The organism is Paenibacillus sp. JGP012, from assembly GCF_014203995.1.
Classification (GTDB): domain Bacteria; phylum Bacillota; class Bacilli; order Paenibacillales; family Paenibacillaceae; genus Paenibacillus; species Paenibacillus silvae.
In genome coordinates this window covers 40,311-56,515 of sequence record NZ_JACHKG010000008.1, presented here as the reverse complement: position 1 = coordinate 56,515, position 16,205 = coordinate 40,311, and the positions used below count along the sequence as shown (strand labels likewise).

The 16,205-nt window shown below is 41.1% G+C and carries 23 protein-coding genes; all 23 read right to left on the bottom strand.

The genetic code is table 11. The features are described from left to right. Positions 1-476: 476 nt before the first annotated feature. The 23 genes from HNR77_RS12390 to HNR77_RS12280 all read right to left on the bottom strand — a co-directional run bounded on the left by HNR77_RS12390 (position 477) and on the right by HNR77_RS12280 (position 15,875). Positions 477-1,676: a vWA domain-containing protein gene (locus HNR77_RS12390; protein ID WP_184184422.1), complete on the bottom strand. Its 1,200-nt coding sequence runs from the start codon at positions 1,674-1,676 to the stop codon at positions 477-479. Positions 1,677-1,847: 171 nt separating this feature from the next. Further along, a complete protein-coding gene (locus tag HNR77_RS12385) occupies positions 1,848-2,942 on the bottom strand; it encodes an AAA family ATPase (protein ID WP_184184419.1) in 1,095 nt (364 codons plus the stop codon). Between the two features lie 80 nt (positions 2,943-3,022). Next, entirely contained in the window at positions 3,023-3,919 is an 897-nt protein-coding gene (locus tag HNR77_RS12380) for a DUF6744 family protein (RefSeq protein WP_184184416.1), read from the bottom strand. Between the two features lie 82 nt (positions 3,920-4,001). Continuing rightward, positions 4,002-4,553: a hypothetical protein gene (locus HNR77_RS12375; protein WP_184184413.1), complete on the bottom strand. Its 552-nt coding sequence runs from the start codon at positions 4,551-4,553 to the stop codon at positions 4,002-4,004. 232 nt (positions 4,554-4,785) lie between these two features. After that, positions 4,786-5,226 carry a hypothetical protein gene (locus HNR77_RS12370; protein ID WP_184184410.1) on the bottom strand — a complete coding sequence of 147 codons (441 nt, stop codon included), beginning with the start codon at positions 5,224-5,226 and terminating at the stop codon, positions 4,786-4,788. Positions 5,227-5,818: 592 nt separating this feature from the next. Next, positions 5,819-6,352, bottom strand: a complete 534-nt coding sequence (locus HNR77_RS12365) for a hypothetical protein (protein ID WP_184184407.1) — start codon at positions 6,350-6,352, stop codon at positions 5,819-5,821. Between the two features lie 20 nt (positions 6,353-6,372). Beyond that, on the bottom strand, positions 6,373-6,783 hold the full coding sequence (locus HNR77_RS12360) for a hypothetical protein (RefSeq protein ID WP_184184404.1): 411 nt from the start codon (positions 6,781-6,783) through the stop codon (positions 6,373-6,375). A gap of 334 nt (positions 6,784-7,117) precedes the next feature. Continuing rightward, positions 7,118-7,534 carry a gas vesicle accessory protein GvpU gene (gene gvpU, locus HNR77_RS12355; RefSeq protein ID WP_184184401.1) on the bottom strand — a complete coding sequence of 139 codons (417 nt, stop codon included), beginning with the start codon at positions 7,532-7,534 and terminating at the stop codon, positions 7,118-7,120. Positions 7,535-7,724: 190 nt separating this feature from the next. Beyond that, positions 7,725-8,234 carry a hypothetical protein gene (locus tag HNR77_RS12350; protein WP_184184398.1) on the bottom strand — a complete coding sequence of 170 codons (510 nt, stop codon included), beginning with the start codon at positions 8,232-8,234 and terminating at the stop codon, positions 7,725-7,727. Positions 8,235-8,240: 6 nt separating this feature from the next. Further along, on the bottom strand, positions 8,241-8,498 hold the full coding sequence (locus tag HNR77_RS12345) for a hypothetical protein (protein WP_184184394.1): 258 nt from the start codon (positions 8,496-8,498) through the stop codon (positions 8,241-8,243). An 18-nt stretch (positions 8,499-8,516) separates the two neighbouring features. Then, positions 8,517-9,056, bottom strand: a complete 540-nt coding sequence (locus HNR77_RS12340; RefSeq protein WP_184184391.1) for a hypothetical protein — start codon at positions 9,054-9,056, stop codon at positions 8,517-8,519. A 208-nt stretch (positions 9,057-9,264) separates the two neighbouring features. Continuing rightward, entirely contained in the window at positions 9,265-9,753 is a 489-nt protein-coding gene (locus HNR77_RS12335; RefSeq protein ID WP_184184389.1) for a JAB domain-containing protein, read from the bottom strand. A 108-nt stretch (positions 9,754-9,861) separates the two neighbouring features. Continuing rightward, positions 9,862-10,221: a hypothetical protein gene (locus HNR77_RS12330; RefSeq protein ID WP_184184386.1), complete on the bottom strand. Its 360-nt coding sequence runs from the start codon at positions 10,219-10,221 to the stop codon at positions 9,862-9,864. Positions 10,222-10,354: 133 nt separating this feature from the next. Next, positions 10,355-11,236: a hypothetical protein gene (locus HNR77_RS12325; RefSeq protein WP_184184383.1), complete on the bottom strand. Its 882-nt coding sequence runs from the start codon at positions 11,234-11,236 to the stop codon at positions 10,355-10,357. Positions 11,237-11,251: 15 nt separating this feature from the next. Then, positions 11,252-11,929, bottom strand: a complete 678-nt coding sequence (locus HNR77_RS12320; RefSeq protein ID WP_184184381.1) for a PD-(D/E)XK nuclease family protein — start codon at positions 11,927-11,929, stop codon at positions 11,252-11,254. Continuing rightward, entirely contained in the window at positions 11,926-12,357 is a 432-nt protein-coding gene (locus tag HNR77_RS12315; protein ID WP_184184378.1) for a hypothetical protein, read from the bottom strand. Before HNR77_RS12315 ends, HNR77_RS12320 begins: the two co-directional genes overlap by 4 nt. A gap of 36 nt (positions 12,358-12,393) precedes the next feature. Then, positions 12,394-12,852: a single-stranded DNA-binding protein gene (gene ssb, locus HNR77_RS12310; RefSeq protein ID WP_184184375.1), complete on the bottom strand. Its 459-nt coding sequence runs from the start codon at positions 12,850-12,852 to the stop codon at positions 12,394-12,396. Further along, positions 12,846-13,199 carry a hypothetical protein gene (locus tag HNR77_RS30300; RefSeq protein ID WP_260410547.1) on the bottom strand — a complete coding sequence of 118 codons (354 nt, stop codon included), beginning with the start codon at positions 13,197-13,199 and terminating at the stop codon, positions 12,846-12,848. The genes ssb and HNR77_RS30300 overlap by 7 nt, the downstream gene beginning before the upstream one ends. A gap of 322 nt (positions 13,200-13,521) precedes the next feature. Further along, a complete protein-coding gene (locus tag HNR77_RS12300; protein ID WP_260410546.1) occupies positions 13,522-13,854 on the bottom strand; it encodes a hypothetical protein in 333 nt (110 codons plus the stop codon). Next, complete coding sequence (locus HNR77_RS12295; RefSeq protein ID WP_184184369.1) at positions 13,851-14,762, bottom strand: hypothetical protein; 912 nt, start codon at positions 14,760-14,762, stop codon at positions 13,851-13,853. Before HNR77_RS12295 ends, HNR77_RS12300 begins: the two co-directional genes overlap by 4 nt. 14 nt (positions 14,763-14,776) lie before the next feature. Continuing rightward, positions 14,777-14,956, bottom strand: a complete 180-nt coding sequence (locus tag HNR77_RS12290; RefSeq protein WP_184184366.1) for a hypothetical protein — start codon at positions 14,954-14,956, stop codon at positions 14,777-14,779. A gap of 108 nt (positions 14,957-15,064) precedes the next feature. Next, a complete protein-coding gene (locus tag HNR77_RS12285; protein ID WP_184184363.1) occupies positions 15,065-15,400 on the bottom strand; it encodes a helix-turn-helix domain-containing protein in 336 nt (111 codons plus the stop codon). Further along, positions 15,393-15,875 (bottom strand): hypothetical protein, encoded by a 483-nt coding sequence (locus HNR77_RS12280; RefSeq protein ID WP_184184361.1) that lies wholly within the window; start codon positions 15,873-15,875, stop codon positions 15,393-15,395. Before HNR77_RS12280 ends, HNR77_RS12285 begins: the two co-directional genes overlap by 8 nt. Between the last annotated feature and the right edge of the window lie 330 nt (positions 15,876-16,205).

Sequence of the window (16,205 nt, the reverse complement as noted above, 5' to 3'; positions counted from 1 at the left end):
AAATATTATATTAACTAGTTTTAATTGTAGTATGTAAATCATTTAATATATAAGCACATATTAAATGATTCTATACAAATTCAAATGAGAACTAGTGATTTTCAACTTGCTAATATAACCAATTATCTTAACATAATATGGAAGTTGTATTTCAAATCATTCCATCTGTAAGAGGAATTGCTTCATATCCGCCTGCATCAAACCACCCCCACTGTCAATGAACGCTTTACTCGTTGCACTGTTCTGACATAGTTATCCATATGCTTTATCCACAGAGTACCGCTTAATTAGTAACGATTCTGTCCATGCTCCATTATGATCCTTAGACCGGTCATAGCTTGGGACGGCATATCAAATCGAATACGGTCACGCATGTTTAAAAGGCTTTTTGTTGTTCTCTGAATACTTGATCTTTCATTATTTTATCCTCCTCATATTAAGAAAACAGGACGCATTGTGCACGTCCTGTTCATTGGTCATATATCAAAAGCATGCTGTATAGATTGATCCTCAAAAGACGAGGCTCGAACGATTCGATCAGAAAATCCTTCCACTCCACGAATGGATTCTTTCCCTAATAACAAGGACAAGACAGAAAATCCTTTTTGTTCCTTTAAGCTACTCCATGCTTTTAAGAAATCATGATTTACATGCGCTTCCCCATCAGTAACAAAAATGATATCCGCTTGATTAAATCGACTTTGTTTAATGACCTCACTTGCTTTGTTTAAGGGTTGTACAAAATTCGTACCTCCATCAAGAAAAACAGTTGCAAGCTGAATCATATCTTGAACTTCAATTTTTCCCCGTGCATAGATGATGGCATCAGATGCATGTGAGGAAAACGGAATCCACGCAAAATCCCTTCTCTGTTTTCGAGCGATGCTCATGAGAGCCAAAGCAAATCCCTTGGAAATCGTATCCTGACCCTTCATACTCCCGGATTGATCGAGACACAGGATAATGGGCCCTTTGCCAAGATGTTCTTTTCCCTTGGTATCATACTGAAGGGTTTGGCCTTCCGCATATCGGCGTAAGAAATCCAATTTGCTAATGGGGCTGGCGTAACTGCCTAGCTCCATCGGCAGCAGTTGCTCAATGTCACTTCCTTGCCGGATTCCATTCCGATCAATCGCATCCTTATGTTTAGAACGCTGTTTACGATTCGCAATAACTTTCATTCGTCCTGCCCATTTTGCGATTTCCTTCAACTTTTTATCATGACTCAACTTTTCAGCAAGAAATAATTGCTCTTTTAAAGGAATCTTCTTCAGCTCACTGTCACCACTTCCGGCCTGTATTCCACCTAAAATAGATTTCACATTTTCTTTAGTCTCTATCGCTTCATCCGTAGCCTGAGCGAGCATTTGAGATAATTGAGATCCGTTCTGATTAAGTGCTGCGGACAAAGCATCTGTAGCTTGCTGAGAAGCTTTCTGTTCCCCTTGGATGAGCTTCTGCAAAGCTTCTGCCAAGTCTTGATCTTGCTTGGCTTGCTCTTTCACCCATCTAAGAACGGTTTCACTGTATTTCGTTGTTCCAATGGCTGCCGCCAGATCATCCAGGCGAGTAAATTCACGAAAATCCAGATATCCTTGATCGGTCATGACTCTTTCCATGAGCTGACGGTTCATTCCAAGTTCTTCAGGAACATCATTAAGCAGCTCTGGCTTCATTTTGAACAATCCGGCCCATAGATCACTCATCAAAGGCTGAATCAAGGGGAAGATCTCCTTCCCCTCTTTTCCAATCTTCTTCAGCTTGTCTGACATCTCCATTAACTGTCCAAATCGTCTGCGATCATATGCATCTGTGTTTAAAACAGATTTCATAGCTTCCTTCATCTGCTACACTCCCAACACTTGTGATGCAATACCACTCAGAGAGCCTTGGACAGTTGCAATTGCGCTCTCAATTTCTATCCTGTTTGGATTGTCTTTTTGAAGTTTTTTTAGTTCATTGACCAACGATTTCAGTTTCTTCGTACTTTCAACAGCGATATCCGTAGAATTACTGGACTGATCCAAAGTTTTCATGATCTCTGCTGTTTCGGCTTCAATCTCTTGAATACGTGTCTTCACCGCATCCTGAGCATAGTTTCGCACGATTTTCATGACCTTTTCGTGTTGTTCCGGTTTCTCCCACAAACTGTTCTTGAGAATCATGAGGTCTTCCAAGGTCGCCTTATCTCTACCAGCAAGTACGGCCTTCGCGCGGATCACTGAGAGAGTTTGCATAAAACGTCGATCTGAAGGACGAATCCCTACATCCATCAGTTCTCTCCTAATTTTGCTCAAGGCATCAAAAACCTCATCAGGAATCACTACGGTGTCACTAAAAAATTGAAGTTGAAATAGTTCTTCAATATTCATATCCGCAGGAACTGGTGGAGATCCTTTCAACATAGATACAAAAGACTGATCTTCACCGATGTAGTTCACCTCAAACCTTAGTAGAAATCGGTCAAACAATGCCTCCAATCCTTCCCCTTCTTCAGGGTACTCATTCGAGCTCCCAATGAGTGACATGAGTGGAACTTGTGCTGGCGCGCCATCATTGTAAAATATCCGTTCATTGATGAGTGTCAAAAGTGCATTCAAAATGGCACTATTCGCCTTAAAAATTTCATCTAGAAAGGATGTATGTGCGGTTGGCAACTTCCCAGTTGTGTTCCGCTTATACACACCCTGTTCCAATTCCTTTAAGGATACAGGTCCAAATAGCTCCTCTGGTGTACTGAACCGTGTCAGCAGCCATTGAAAATAATTCGCTCCTGTAATCCGTTTGGTCAGATCACTCACCAATGCACTCTTTCCTGTTCCGGGCGGTCCGATCAGCAAGGCATGTTGACGAGCAATCATGGCTACCATAAGCCCTTCAATAACTTCTTCACGTTCTGCATATTGCTGTGACAACGCATTTTGAATATGTTTAATTTTCATATTTAAGTCCTCCATATCTTAGTTTTAGAAATCAAAAAGAGCTGAACCTAAAAATCCGTTTCAACAAGAATATGTGAAAATCAGTCGGCCATATTTGCCAAAGCTTCCGCCACTCTCTTACGGATGAGCGCAACATAAGCCTCCATTTCTTGCAAATTCCCTGTAACAATACTTTCGTAGTCTTTAAAGTTGCTCACCACATTTTTCGCATCTTCAAGAATAGCTTTTAGATCATTCTTCTTGAGCTGATTCTCTACCCCGTTTTCACAAGCAGCAAGCGTTGAACGGAGATGATCCATTAATTTCCGAGTCACCATGTTTTTCATATCCAATGTGTTCATGACAGGTACTTTCTCTGCTTCTCCTTTTTCAAGAGAAACAATAAAGCGGATCAGTGCATCCAAGTTCCCATCAAATTGTGCCGGAACAAAGTAGACACCTCCAGATGGCCTTACTGGGGTAGGTGACATGCTCTTTAAAGCATTTGTAATCACAGTTCGCAATGTCGTAGACCCATAATTGTTTCGGAAGATATCAAATTGCAGGGCAGCATTACTAACAAGTTGCTGCGCCATGGAAGAGATGTAACTGGCATCTACCTTCTCCGTTTTCCGATCCAATACTAGCGATCCTACATCCGGGATGTAGTTCAACCTTCTCCCTTTGGTATCGACCGTTTCGCAAACCAAATTACGCTGCACGAAAGAACTCGTCGATGCCACCTCTCTAAACATGTAGTTTTCATACACACCTGGCGACATCTCCCGTTTAAACTTTTCACTGGTCGCTCTTCTAAAAGCGTCTGGTAGACGGATTGCATTTGGCATCCACCCTTCTCCCAGCCCTGAATCAATGAGTTTCTGTTTCAAGTCGTCTGGAGTGATTAGCATATTAGATAACGAGTTCCAGGTTAAGAATCCAATTGCATCTCCTTGACCAGCCGGAACCACAACAGCATTTTTTAAAATAGAGTTCATTGCAAACGCCTCCTCGTTTTTTAAAAATAAAGAAGAACACTTGAAAGTTACTCAAGTGTTCGGATAGACATTATATGCTTGCTTAGAGATAGTCTTTAGCTGGCTTACTACCACCATAAAGTTCAAAGTTGGTTGTGATAAAATTCTCCAACTCCTCACGGGTGACCCCCTCAAACTCTTCAAGCCTTTCGTAAATGTACATTTTTTCTAGTGCCTTCGCATATCTCGGGTAAGACTTTTCCACGATATGTTGAATCGTACTCCAGTGCTGGACAAATTCACAATCGTAGAAAATGTTATTCCCGACATCAAGTACACCAAGACCGGTAGCCCCAAATCCTCTTTTCTTGAAGTCGATTTCCAACTGCCTATAATCCTCTTGTTCAAAAATAATCTCGAAGATGAGTTCCCCATCCTGTTTCCAATTTTCCAACGTAATGAACTCAAGATTGTGTCGCTTCGTGTACTCTCTGAGCAAATTTTCCAAAGACTCATCCGACAGTTTAGACAAGTATTCATAGCAAGCGAACTGCTTTGCTTTATAAAACTTTCCTTGAATATTCTCTTCAACATGCCGCTGAAGGACAATACGTACAAGCGCCAGCGGATCATATGTAAATTTCACTGTTTTCATCCTACCTTACCTCCCTTATCTGCAACAGATATCCTACACGCTGGCAATATTCTAAACGACTCATCCTACCTAACATGTAGTTATCAAAAACACGTTCGATTGAATGTGAAACCGATTCTGGACAAACTCTCCAATGTTTTCTCATTTCTTATCACTCTCCTTATTAAATTGAGAAAGCCGATTTCAACGCATAGGTTTCATGCATGAAATCGGCTTTTCTTTATTGTTAAAGCTATACACGAAACATTTTTACTCTCGGTATAACGATCGAACTCTCATTCATTTGTTGTGTCAGGTCAGCAATATTGGATACCAACTGCTTCCGACCTTCTTCTCGTTCTTTAATATCATCCAGCAAGTCTTGTCCAAAGACCATTATTTGCTGCACGCTTTGCCAAAAAGGTTGTCCTTTAAGGGCCTGCACATTCATTTCATTTCCGTCCGTTTTGTAGAAGAAACTTTGAGTTGCCATATCAAAACGGACGGTATCACTGATTTTCACTTCTGGATCGGCTGCTCCCCATACTTCTTCAGCGACGTAAACCGTAACGCCAGCCATCATCTGAAGAAAGTCCACAGCATTTTTATGGCGTTTTTTCTCTTCATGAAGGAACCCACCTACTGCTGTATGAATCGCACTTTTCGCATTTTTACCTCTGAACAGATTAAACATTTTAACCATCCTCTCCATTTTTAATGAAACGCAAAAAAGCCGATCTCCGCACGGACGAATCCATGCAAAAATCGGCTTTTAGAACTCAAGTAACAATGCTTTTCCAAGAGCCTTTCGGTACTCTTCATTCCTTGTCTCCTGCAAACGGGAGTGACGGAACTTCATTGGCATTTGCCTTTTGTCCTACGTTTTTCCTCTCTTCATTTCTGTCTTCAACATAACGAAGGTATAGGTTGAGGTGTTACAAGTTACCCTGCTGTTATCTACTTTGTGAAGTCCAAAGTCAAAGCGTAGGGTATGACCCTTGTCTCCAGCGAATGGGAGTTTAGGATTGAAGAATAATTACAATTTTACTATACCACTGGAGCACATGTTAGTACAATAGTAAATCAAAAATCATGATCAATACGGTGTTATGGACCTTGGCAATATTCTGAACGTTTGGCATGATTCTGATGTTCATAACAACGACCCCCACTTTAAATAATGTATAAATAAAAACTTTAGTTTTTTCTACTTTTAACCTAGCTTGCAGTATCTTATAAAACAAAGAACCCAACACCATCTGGTGTTGGGTTTTAATTGTTAATATTTATTGAGCTGGTTGAAGTTTGACTTCATCAACAAACCAAGAATTATCACTCTTAGTTTTCATATCGAGAGTTATGAAATTTCCATTTGCCTTCTCCCAATAAACTATAGCTTGCTTTTTATCAGGACTTAAAAGCACAGCAGACATATAATCTCCCTGCTCAAGATTCTCTTGTCTCTCTTTACCATAAAATGCTTCTAAGAAAGAAGATTTTTCTTGGTCAGAGAATGATGACAATAATTTATCAAGATTAGTAATATCTCCAAAAGTCCAATCAGACAAATCATTATTAACGCTCCCACGCGCACTATTTAATGCGAATGTATTAGCATTTGTATTTCTTTCTAGTACTTCTTTACCTTTAGCCCAAGACTGGTTTAACCGATTTTCGACTTGTTTGGCTTGGATCTGGTGCTCAGATTCTACAGTAGGAAAAAGCTCAGATATAGTACCACTAGCATATGCACTTGCCCCAGCGATCAGCATAAAGGAAGCAATTCCCAAGGTAATAACTTTTTTATTTATTTTTTTCATCGTTAATTCTCCTTGTTAAGTTAATTTTTATAATAAGTCTTCGATCCAGCGTCTGTCCAGTCTCCGTTGAATATTGTGTATCCCGTGACTCGTGCGGACCATGTCATAGTATACAATCCAGATGCGCTATGAAGATTGTCTGTAATTTTAGCATGCGCATATGTATCAAGATAATAGTTTGTAGTAATATCTTGCTTTGATCCTAAGTATGTTCCATCCCTATACAGCTCTAAATATGCGCTTATTGAGGTAACAAAATCATAGCCACCGTGAACTAAAACTCCCCCCTCTATATAACCTCCTGATTGCCCCAAGCTTGGATATGCGGCTGCTCTATCTCCTGCTGAAGCTGGTGCTACGGAAGTTAACATACACGTACTTGCAAGAGCAATAGCACCGAATACTTTAATTAAATTTTTTTTCTTAAACATTGTAGTAATTCCTCCCTAAAATACTATTATGTAACATATTGTAATTATATATCATTTTTTGTGAGTATAGCATAGTTCTTTATATTTATTTTTTTTTGGCAATAATAGTTCTTATTATCCAAAAAAAACATTTAGCCACCAATTAACACTCCTAATTTTGTAGTTATTTGTGTTAACTTGGTTTCAACGTTCGGGTAACCCTCATATTCGTGCGTACGTACGCTCGCTCAGTTGCCGCCCTCATGCAAACATACATTCTCATTATAAGGAGCTTAAAACGGCTTCTATTCCATCATATAAGAGCAAAAGAAAAAGCCGCCATAAGGCGACTCGGTTATTTCTTTATTTTACCGATTGAAAATCCATCCACACTGTTAATTTTCCCGCGCCAATAACCGACGTTGAAGTCTGTATTGCCTTGAAAAATAACAGCTTCTTTCAAATGAACGAATTCTAAGCTCAAATCTGACAATGGCAAGGCTTCTCCTGAATACATACTCTCTGAGATTCCGCGATAAACAGAAGCTAATGTATCACCCTGTTTACTAACCCCCTCAAAGCTTTGGGCAACAGTTTCCATATAATCTTTACCCGAAGTCAGCAATCCCGATATAAGAGTTCCATTGACGTTTAATGTAATTGAAACAGAATAACCTATGTTTGCAAATCGAACTAGATTCTCCAGAGTAAAGTCTCTATCCACTGAGGTTAGCTCTGGAAACTCGATTTCTGCCTTATTAGCCTCACTCATAGTTCTACACCTCCCCTAACACTTTGAAAACGTGCTAGGTTTATTTTACCTCTTTAGGACAAGTGGGTCTACTACAGAACTGTTTTATCCCGTCGAAGCGCCCCCTACACAATCTTCGCAATTTCTTCATCTGACATTTCAACGATATTATCCAGTATCTTGAGCAATTCATGCCGTTTCAGCGTTTGTCTCATGCTTCTGCTCCTTCTTTATCCGCTTGCAATGCCATTCGCGCTCGTTGTCCACCATCCTGAACCACTGGGATCTCCGGCCCCCAACCAATGATGTGTTCAAGGTAATTGCCGTATTCCGCATAAAACTCCAATGCTTCAACTAAGCGATCCCTCGTCTGTTCCGCCTTAATCAATCCTCTTTGCAGGTTTTCTTCTTTCGGCAAAAGAGCTTCTCGTGAAACTAGACTATCCGAATTCATTCCAATAATTTCTGGAATAATCGTTTGAGGATCGAGTATTAACGTATAAACTCCCTCCTGTATCTCCTCCGCACGTAGCTCTATATCAATAGATGACTCGCAAAGTGGGCATTCTTCAATCTCATGATCAAATATTTCGTGAAATATTTGATTGCAATGAGGACACCGCATCTTGCAAACATCAATCGAGATACTGCTCAATCGTTGGAAATTGATCTCTCTTTGCCCCAAAACTGCATTTAAAATGACTTTTGTTTCATTTACCATTTTGAGTTATCCTCCCTGATTTTGATGTATATTTTTCTTACTTCTTGATTCCGTTTGTAGTCCGACACGTTTATATAAGCTTTGGAGTTCTTTCGCACTTAAAGCAATGCAGCTCGTCACTTTTCCATCTTCGATCTCGGCCAGCTTTATAAACTTCTGACTGTAAGGCACATAGGCGAGAGTAGCGTTGTGACCATCATCTGTGATTACCTCATAGCCAATTGCTGTGTATCCTTCTATCTTCCGACCATGCAATGTCGTCATCTTACTTTCCACCTCTCTTCAAGACTGCCTAGCTGCACGCCACTCTGGTTTGCCGAATAACATAGCCGACCAATCGCCCTCACGCTCACGTAACCGTTGTGCTCCAAGTCTCCCTGATTGCTGTGCGCTCCACAACGGTTCTGTCGCCGCCCGTTCCATATCCCAACCGCAGTTTTTAACACGGTTATGGAAAGTCGAATAAGGTATGCCGTTCTGATCAGCAAGCTGAATGTATTCTTTGGGAAGCACACGTATGCATTCTGTTGCTCTAAGAGCTTGTTCTCGTATTTCTTCTGAAGTTTGTAGAGGCTTCATTGCTGCCTGCTCCATCTTCCACCCTAATCTGATCCGATTGTAGAACGTGTTCTTGTTTATTCCGTTTTCTAATGCAATCTGTAGCCACTTCCGACGATCCGTGACTCCTCGCGGTGGTGTTGTCATCGCACGTTCTTTCGTCCAGCCTTGTGCTCGTATTCGACGATCCAGCATGGCGGGCTTTATTCCGATTTTCTCAGCCTCAACGTATTCTTCAGGTGTGATGTAAAACCAATGATTCACCGTCTCGTCCTCCTTTTAAACTAAATAAAGCCCCAGTCTAAGCAACTGGGGCTTTGTACAATATTTCATCTTCATTTCACCTGTTTTAATTGACTCAATGTAACACTCTTTAAGACTTCAGAAGAAGCACTAAGCATCAAACTAGCAATCCAACGTTCCTTTGTTGTTTTACTCAAAAGTTGTCTCAAATACCGCTCCTTTGCTGACATCACATCATCCCCAATTGCTTCAGAGATACAAATCCTTCAACACCAACGATAATATGGTCCAGTACATTGATATCAACAATTTCACCAGCATCATATAACCGTTTAGTGACCTTGATATCTTCCTGGCTTGGCGTCGGATCACCTGAAGGGTGATTATGCACACAGATAATAGAAGCAGCATTCTTTAAAATTGCTCTTCTAAATAATTCTCTAGGGTGCACTATAGCTCCATTTAATGTCCCAATCCCTATCGTTTCCTTAGAAATAACACGATTCTTAACATTCAACATGATTGCAACAAAATGCTCATTAGGAAGGGATGACATCTCCGCAGCCACGAGCTGATACACATCTTCAGGCCTTCTAATCTCACTAGGAACATCTTCTTGCAATACTCGTTCAATCAGATGTAATAACTTTTCAGCGTGTTCACGTCTTCGACGAGGCAAAGAAGCCAATTGCGTTTCGTTTACCGAGAAGTTTTTCATATATTCCCCTTTCCGTTTATCCCGACCCCGCAATGGCGGTGTCGGAATTAAACACCGCCATTTAGTGCCAGGCGAAAGGCTATTTTGAATTAGTTTGCCGTGACACAACTACACTTTGCGAGAAGCAAAACGTTTAGTCTCTTTCAACGTACCGTACCCGGACAAAGAAACGGCTTCCCAACCCAGCTTTTTCAGCGCGGTTGAAGAAAGACTCAGGTAATCCCATGCATTTTTCCCTTCCGCTGTGATCGCCACCGCAAGTTCACGCAATCCATCAGGTTTAAAAGACCAGCTTCTGGTATTACTGTACTCCCAAACTTTATCCGCAGCTTGAAGCGCTCCATGTTCATCGACATAAGTTTTCAAACGCTCTTTCATCTGTTTCAATGCAGCCTCGGTTCGTTCGATTTCTAACGCAATCTGGATTGCTTCTTCTATTGTTAATTTTTCATGTATTGTATTTGTCATATAAAATTCGCTCCTCTATAATTCTTTTATGGATTTTGAAGTGGCCATCATCGTTTCAATTTTTATAAAAATGGTACCTTGTGAGAATTTAATTTCTTAGAGATAATCATTCGTCCTTCAAAAACAACTCATTTTATATATGGCAATCTACAATGACTAAATAATGTTCTGGATTGGCCTGTTTGATGAAACTATCGAAGTAGGACTTGCTAAATTCCTTCGCTTCTTCAGGACTCTCGGAACTCATTCCAAACCAGCCCATTTCCCCTTTGGCATGCCATGTTCCATCTGAGGTAATTACCGCATACGTAGAGAAGCTCAACATTTCAGCCAAATACGACTGCTTATCACCATATCTTTCTATATAAAACTCAGGCTTATAAAAGCCTTTGCCTTCAATAACTTCATTCCATACTTGAGACGCCTCAGCCACCATAATCTGAAATATAGGCGCAAGAGAAGCTGGCACTTGGTAGCCCTCAATTTCAACGTTCAGACCCTCATGATCTGTTTGTTCAATAAAGAAAATGTCTTTGATCTGAGCAGCATTAGCACGCTTCCCTGATATGAGTAAAAGTGAGTCGGACCATCTTCCTCCGATTGTCCACCAATCCCATTTAGCATTGGGATTTTCCCAATATCCCCATTTACCTGTTTCCTCATCAAGGGAACGGAAACCCTCAGACTGAATCATGAAGTCATCAAACGAAGAATACTTCTCTTTATGGGGAACACGGACCCGCTTTAATTGAGATGGCACTTCGTAACCAATGACAGTTCCACTCGCTGTTACTTTTTTAAATTCTTCATCGTAAGGTGAGACAATTCGACCATCTATCAATTGGACACCTTCTGAAGATCCATTTTCATATTCCTTCCGATACTCTTCCTCCACATCATTGAAAGCCAAAAATTGCTTTGGGCAGTCTCCCATATTGTTTTCTTGATATGGCGCTAACAACTCTTCCACTTTCTCCAATGACTCCGTAATTACGGCAACTGTAAAATGACTCATATTAAAAACATCCTCTCAATTTTTTATACATTCCAAAACAAACGGGCAATGTTTGCAGTGACTGCCCGGTTTAGGTTGAAAAAACGAAGAAGCCATATCCGGGAATGATTCCAGACATGACTTCTTCATTTCAATCTGCTCCGCAAGCTGAATGGCCCATTCTCTAGCTTCGTTTCCAACAGATTCGTTGTAAATAAACGATTCTGCTTTCCGAAACCTAAGAAAATACAATGTGCCTTTGACTTGACGAAGACCTCTCATTTTCATAATGGCCCAAGCGTACAAAGCAAGCTGCCTTGTATCATGGACTCGGTAAGGTTTCCAATTCGACTTCCAATCCCAGAAATGAACATCTTGAAGCAAATCAATATACCCCTGGAGCTGGATTCCTGATGAAGAGTCCAACAGAAGGTTAAAATGAATTTCCGTCTGACCCTTTACATCAGGCGCTCGCTGAAGCAACTTTAAAACTTCTTCAAAAGTCACTTCGGGATGAAAATCCGCTTCAATTATAGCTGCCAGGGTCGCTTCATTTTCAGACATACCATTGATTTTTTGCTCAATCGCCTTATGCACTGCTTTGCCTAGAGCGAGTGGTTTTGTAACCGGCTCTGACCTACCCAAGATATACTTCATATAGAAGCGAAATGGGCAAGTTTCATACAGAGAAAGTCGTGAGTATGAAAAGATCATGAAAGTCCCAAGGATGTTCGGCATAGCTTCTTTACAGCTTCTAACTTTTCAATACCTACATCACTTTGAACAGTAATATCCTGCTGCAAATGGTGCTTGGCAATGAGTAAGAAGGCAATGACGGCCTGATCATATGGATATGCGCTTGTTTTGCAAAACTGAAAATAATGGTCATTTTCATCTGACTCATTCCATTCACGCAGCACAAGTACCCGTGAGAAAACAAAGTCTTCATACCTTTCCGAACCCACACCATTAAAGAGCACATGTTCTTCGTTTATAACTGGATCTCCTTTCCCTCCTGATCCAGCAAGCCGCACTCCTTCTTCTGTAAGTACAGGTAACAGACGTTTAAAATCAGTTAGAATTTTAAAATACACATCGAGTTCGATCTCCCTTACTCGATACCAGTAATGTGTATATCTCATGTTCATTCACTCCTCTACAAATAAGAGTTTGTTCATTTAGAATGGTAAGTCATCATCAGATATTCCCCATGCATCGCCTGCCGTATTCGTTCCCCGGATGTTTCCATTGTTTCGATTCTGTGGATTTCCTGTGCCCGGTCTTGAATCGTTTGAAGAACTAGAACCACCAGACTGAGACTGAGGAGTGAGGAATCGAACGTTGTCGGCAATGATTTCAGTCACGTATACACGTTTACCCTCATTATTTTCATAGTTTCGTACTTGAATTCGACCTTCGACTGCAGCCATATGCCCTTTTTTCAAATGATTTGCACAAGCCTCAGCAAGTTGTCTCCAAGTAACAACAGGAATGAAATCCGCTTCTCGTTCTCCACCTTGACTCGTAAAAGGTCTATCCACTGCCAAAGTAAATTGCGAAACAGCAACTCCAGCGGGAGTATATCGTAGCTCAGGATCACGAGTCAGACGACCAATCAAAATTACACGATTCAGCATTTGTATCCTCCGTCCATGCCTGCCTTTTTAGGTTCAGGACTTACAGGTTTCGTTTTAAACTGGTCCACAAATCGCTCGGCATCCTCTGTCCACTTCGGACGGGAAGCACAAGAGTAGATTTGTAGTACACTTTCAAGGAGAGGCGACTCAATCTCTCGCTCTCGTTGTCTGATCTTTTCAATGTAGTTCTGATACGTACAGGTTTTGATCCCCACAATTAATTGAAAATAGGCATCTCGCTGTTCCTTCATCAGAAACTCTTTCCATGAGTCCCAAAACAGATCCAGGGAACGCATATAATACGAGAAATCTCGTTCCCTCATCTGCTTCCAGTTTGGTTCTCTCACGCCAGTATGTTCTCTCAGCAACCTTCGCTGATTTTGGCTGAGGCGTTCGGCAGGATGAACTATTCTCCGTTTTCGGAATCGTTGTTTTACGTTCTCCTCCGGGATATTTTCCAAAAGAGAAATAAAGCGAAAAACACCACCACTCTCTTTACAAAACCAGCATTTGAACACTTGGTCTTTGCTATTGAGAGAAAGATAGTATCTTCGCTTTTTACCTGGCTTTGAATCCTCATGACAGAAAGGACACTTACAAGCCACTTCTTCCCTTGATCTGGAGTAAGGATTGATCTGCAGGCCATGTTGTTCAGCAATGCCCACAATATCAGGAAGCATGATCAATCACAGCTCGTATCATTTCCTCTGGGCTGGGTGGAAGCTGAATCTGCTCCCAATCCGGGGCAAGAACAATTTTGCGTGTAACGGTGTGAATCGTTTTTTCTGGTTCCCACCATTGCCAACGACGATATAGATCGGCTGCCATCTGAATATGTTTACATTCCTTCTGTCCATAGTGACAAGCTGGGCAATCGTGAGTGATGATGAGATCATTGAAATGAGGTTCAGCTTTGACCAAATAAACACCATTGTTTCGACTGGATGGGAATACACAGATTAGTGCGTTTCCGTCTGTAAACGTAGTGCTCACTTTCGTCATGCTGCTTCACCTACAATCGCAATTGATTTCACCATCTTGAATCCATTGTTCATTTCAAATTCAATTTTGAATTGTGAATTATTTGATAGTGCATTAATTTGTTCAATCGTCTCTGGCGTATTGGCAAGCACCACAGACTCTTCGCCCGTTGCTATATTAACCAATCTTAGTTTTGCGAAGGTAACGCCTCCTGGAGAAGTTCCTGTTCCCATATCCAGCATTCTATACAAGTCTCTTGAACTCGGCGTAGCAGGCTTAGTCGAAGTCGCATTTTTCTGTCCTTTGTTCGCTGAAGAACCTGATGGCTTACTTGAAGTGCTGCCCGAAGAAGGTTTTCCTTTATTGGGCTGAGAGGATTGGATAGGTTCCCCTACTTCGATTCGCTCCGCATCTTGAACTGTTTCAATCTCGCTTTCATCCATCATGCCGAGACCCGATAGAGATAGCGTTACTCTTCGTTTCGCCTTCGTTTCGGCCTTCATGATGGCGTTGGCAAGTTCATCTGCAGTTAATGGGAGAATTCGTCCTGTAGGCACTTTTCGATTTCTCATTTCATCCCATAACTTCTCTTCTTTGGTCAGCGACACAGCACCAATGGATTCATCGGTCCGGCCATCTTGAGTTGTTCCGCGCGCGGTCACACAGTAGACATCACCAACTTTTTCACGGCTTGTGATCGTAATACTGATATTTTGTATTTTACGAAGCTGATCTGTAGCGTCACGCTTGGCATACAGTACAAGCTTCCCGTCCAGCTTCAAATAATCAAATGGTTTTGTCAGGGGATTCAGTCCTACACTCTCACAAACCTTGGTGTAGTATACAAACCGTTCCTCTGATTTAAGTGATGATAAATCGCCTTGAATAACGACCTTTTCCATAATTGACAAATCCATAACTTCAGCCATCGTTGCTCAGCTCCTTATTTTAATTTGGGATTTACAAACGTCTGTTGAACGAGCTTATCTAAATTGCTCCAGATCGTTGTTACCTCATGTTTTAACGATTCAGGTGCTTCCGCAATCACATCATCCAAGAGCGAAAGGGCTTCCTCCAAAGTAGCTTGAACATTTAAAGCAACATTAGTATCAGGTTTCAACATAAGATTCATCGTCCTTTCAAAGGTTTTATAAAATGCAAAAAAACCGAGCTTCACATGAAATAACTCATGCAAAAATCGGTTTTTAAATCAACATTATTCTATTTTGAACTAACCCAGCATTGAGGTTGCAGCTTGCTCATCTATAATGGGCTGCACTCCAATAATCTTCAAGGCTTTGAATACTTTAGACATTGAATCAGGCTGAATGTCACATCCGAAATTCGAATGTACAAGTCCAGCTTGAATCACTTTAATGTCTTCTAGTGGAACATCTGCAAGATCAGCGAGTTGCTGCTGCGTGTAACCCAATTCCAGTTGTCTTGCTAGAATCATCTGTCCAACCGCAACTTCAGGACTATCCAGATACTCTGTCACTCCTGGAAGTTCTCTAGCCTCAGCTTTTAACTCTTCAAAGTCCCTTTTTAAATGACCGTATTTATTCATCCATCTCATCCCCTTGTGAAAAAATATGTTTCTCTGGAGATTTCATAAACGTAATATACTGTTCTTCTGATTTCTTTATTAAATGTTCAAATTCATCAGAGTAGGTACTGGTTTTTACCATAGATTGCGTGAATACCAGCATCTGAACATCTTCTAATGAATATTCAAAACATATCGCTCGAAATGCTCCAGCCCCTCTCCAATTCACACGGAACTCAAGTAGTGGTGGGTGATCTCTAAGTTCTTTGATGACTCGGATACTGTATAACGAGTTGCCTTCAAGGGAAGTTGTAAAAAATTCAGTCATGGAATGAATCATTCCCCTTTTTTCCACAAACTCAAGGGCTTGAAAAATAAGCTCAACCAGTTGTGTGAAAAGTGGATCGGCCTTTGCTCTTTGAATCAATTCCTGCAAGCAAAGCTTAACCTGAGCCTTCCCTTCTTCATCCTTTAAAAACCAAATGACTGTCTCCATTATACCATCCTCTCAATTTTAATTAAAATGCAAAAAAGCCGATCTCCGCACGGACGAATCCATGCAAAAATCGGCTTTTAAAACTCAGTAACAATGCTTTTCCAAGAGCCTTTCGGTACTCTTCATTCCTTATCTCCTGCAAACGGGAGTTACGGAACTTCATTGGCCTTTTGCCTTTTGTCCTACATTTTCCCTCTCTTCATCAGAACGAAGCTGTAGGTTGAGGTAGTACTAAACTTGTTCTTTCGATACAAGTTACCCTGCTGTTATCAACTCTGTGAAGCGCAAAGTCAAAGCGTAGGGTATGACCCGTGTCTCCAGCGAATGGGA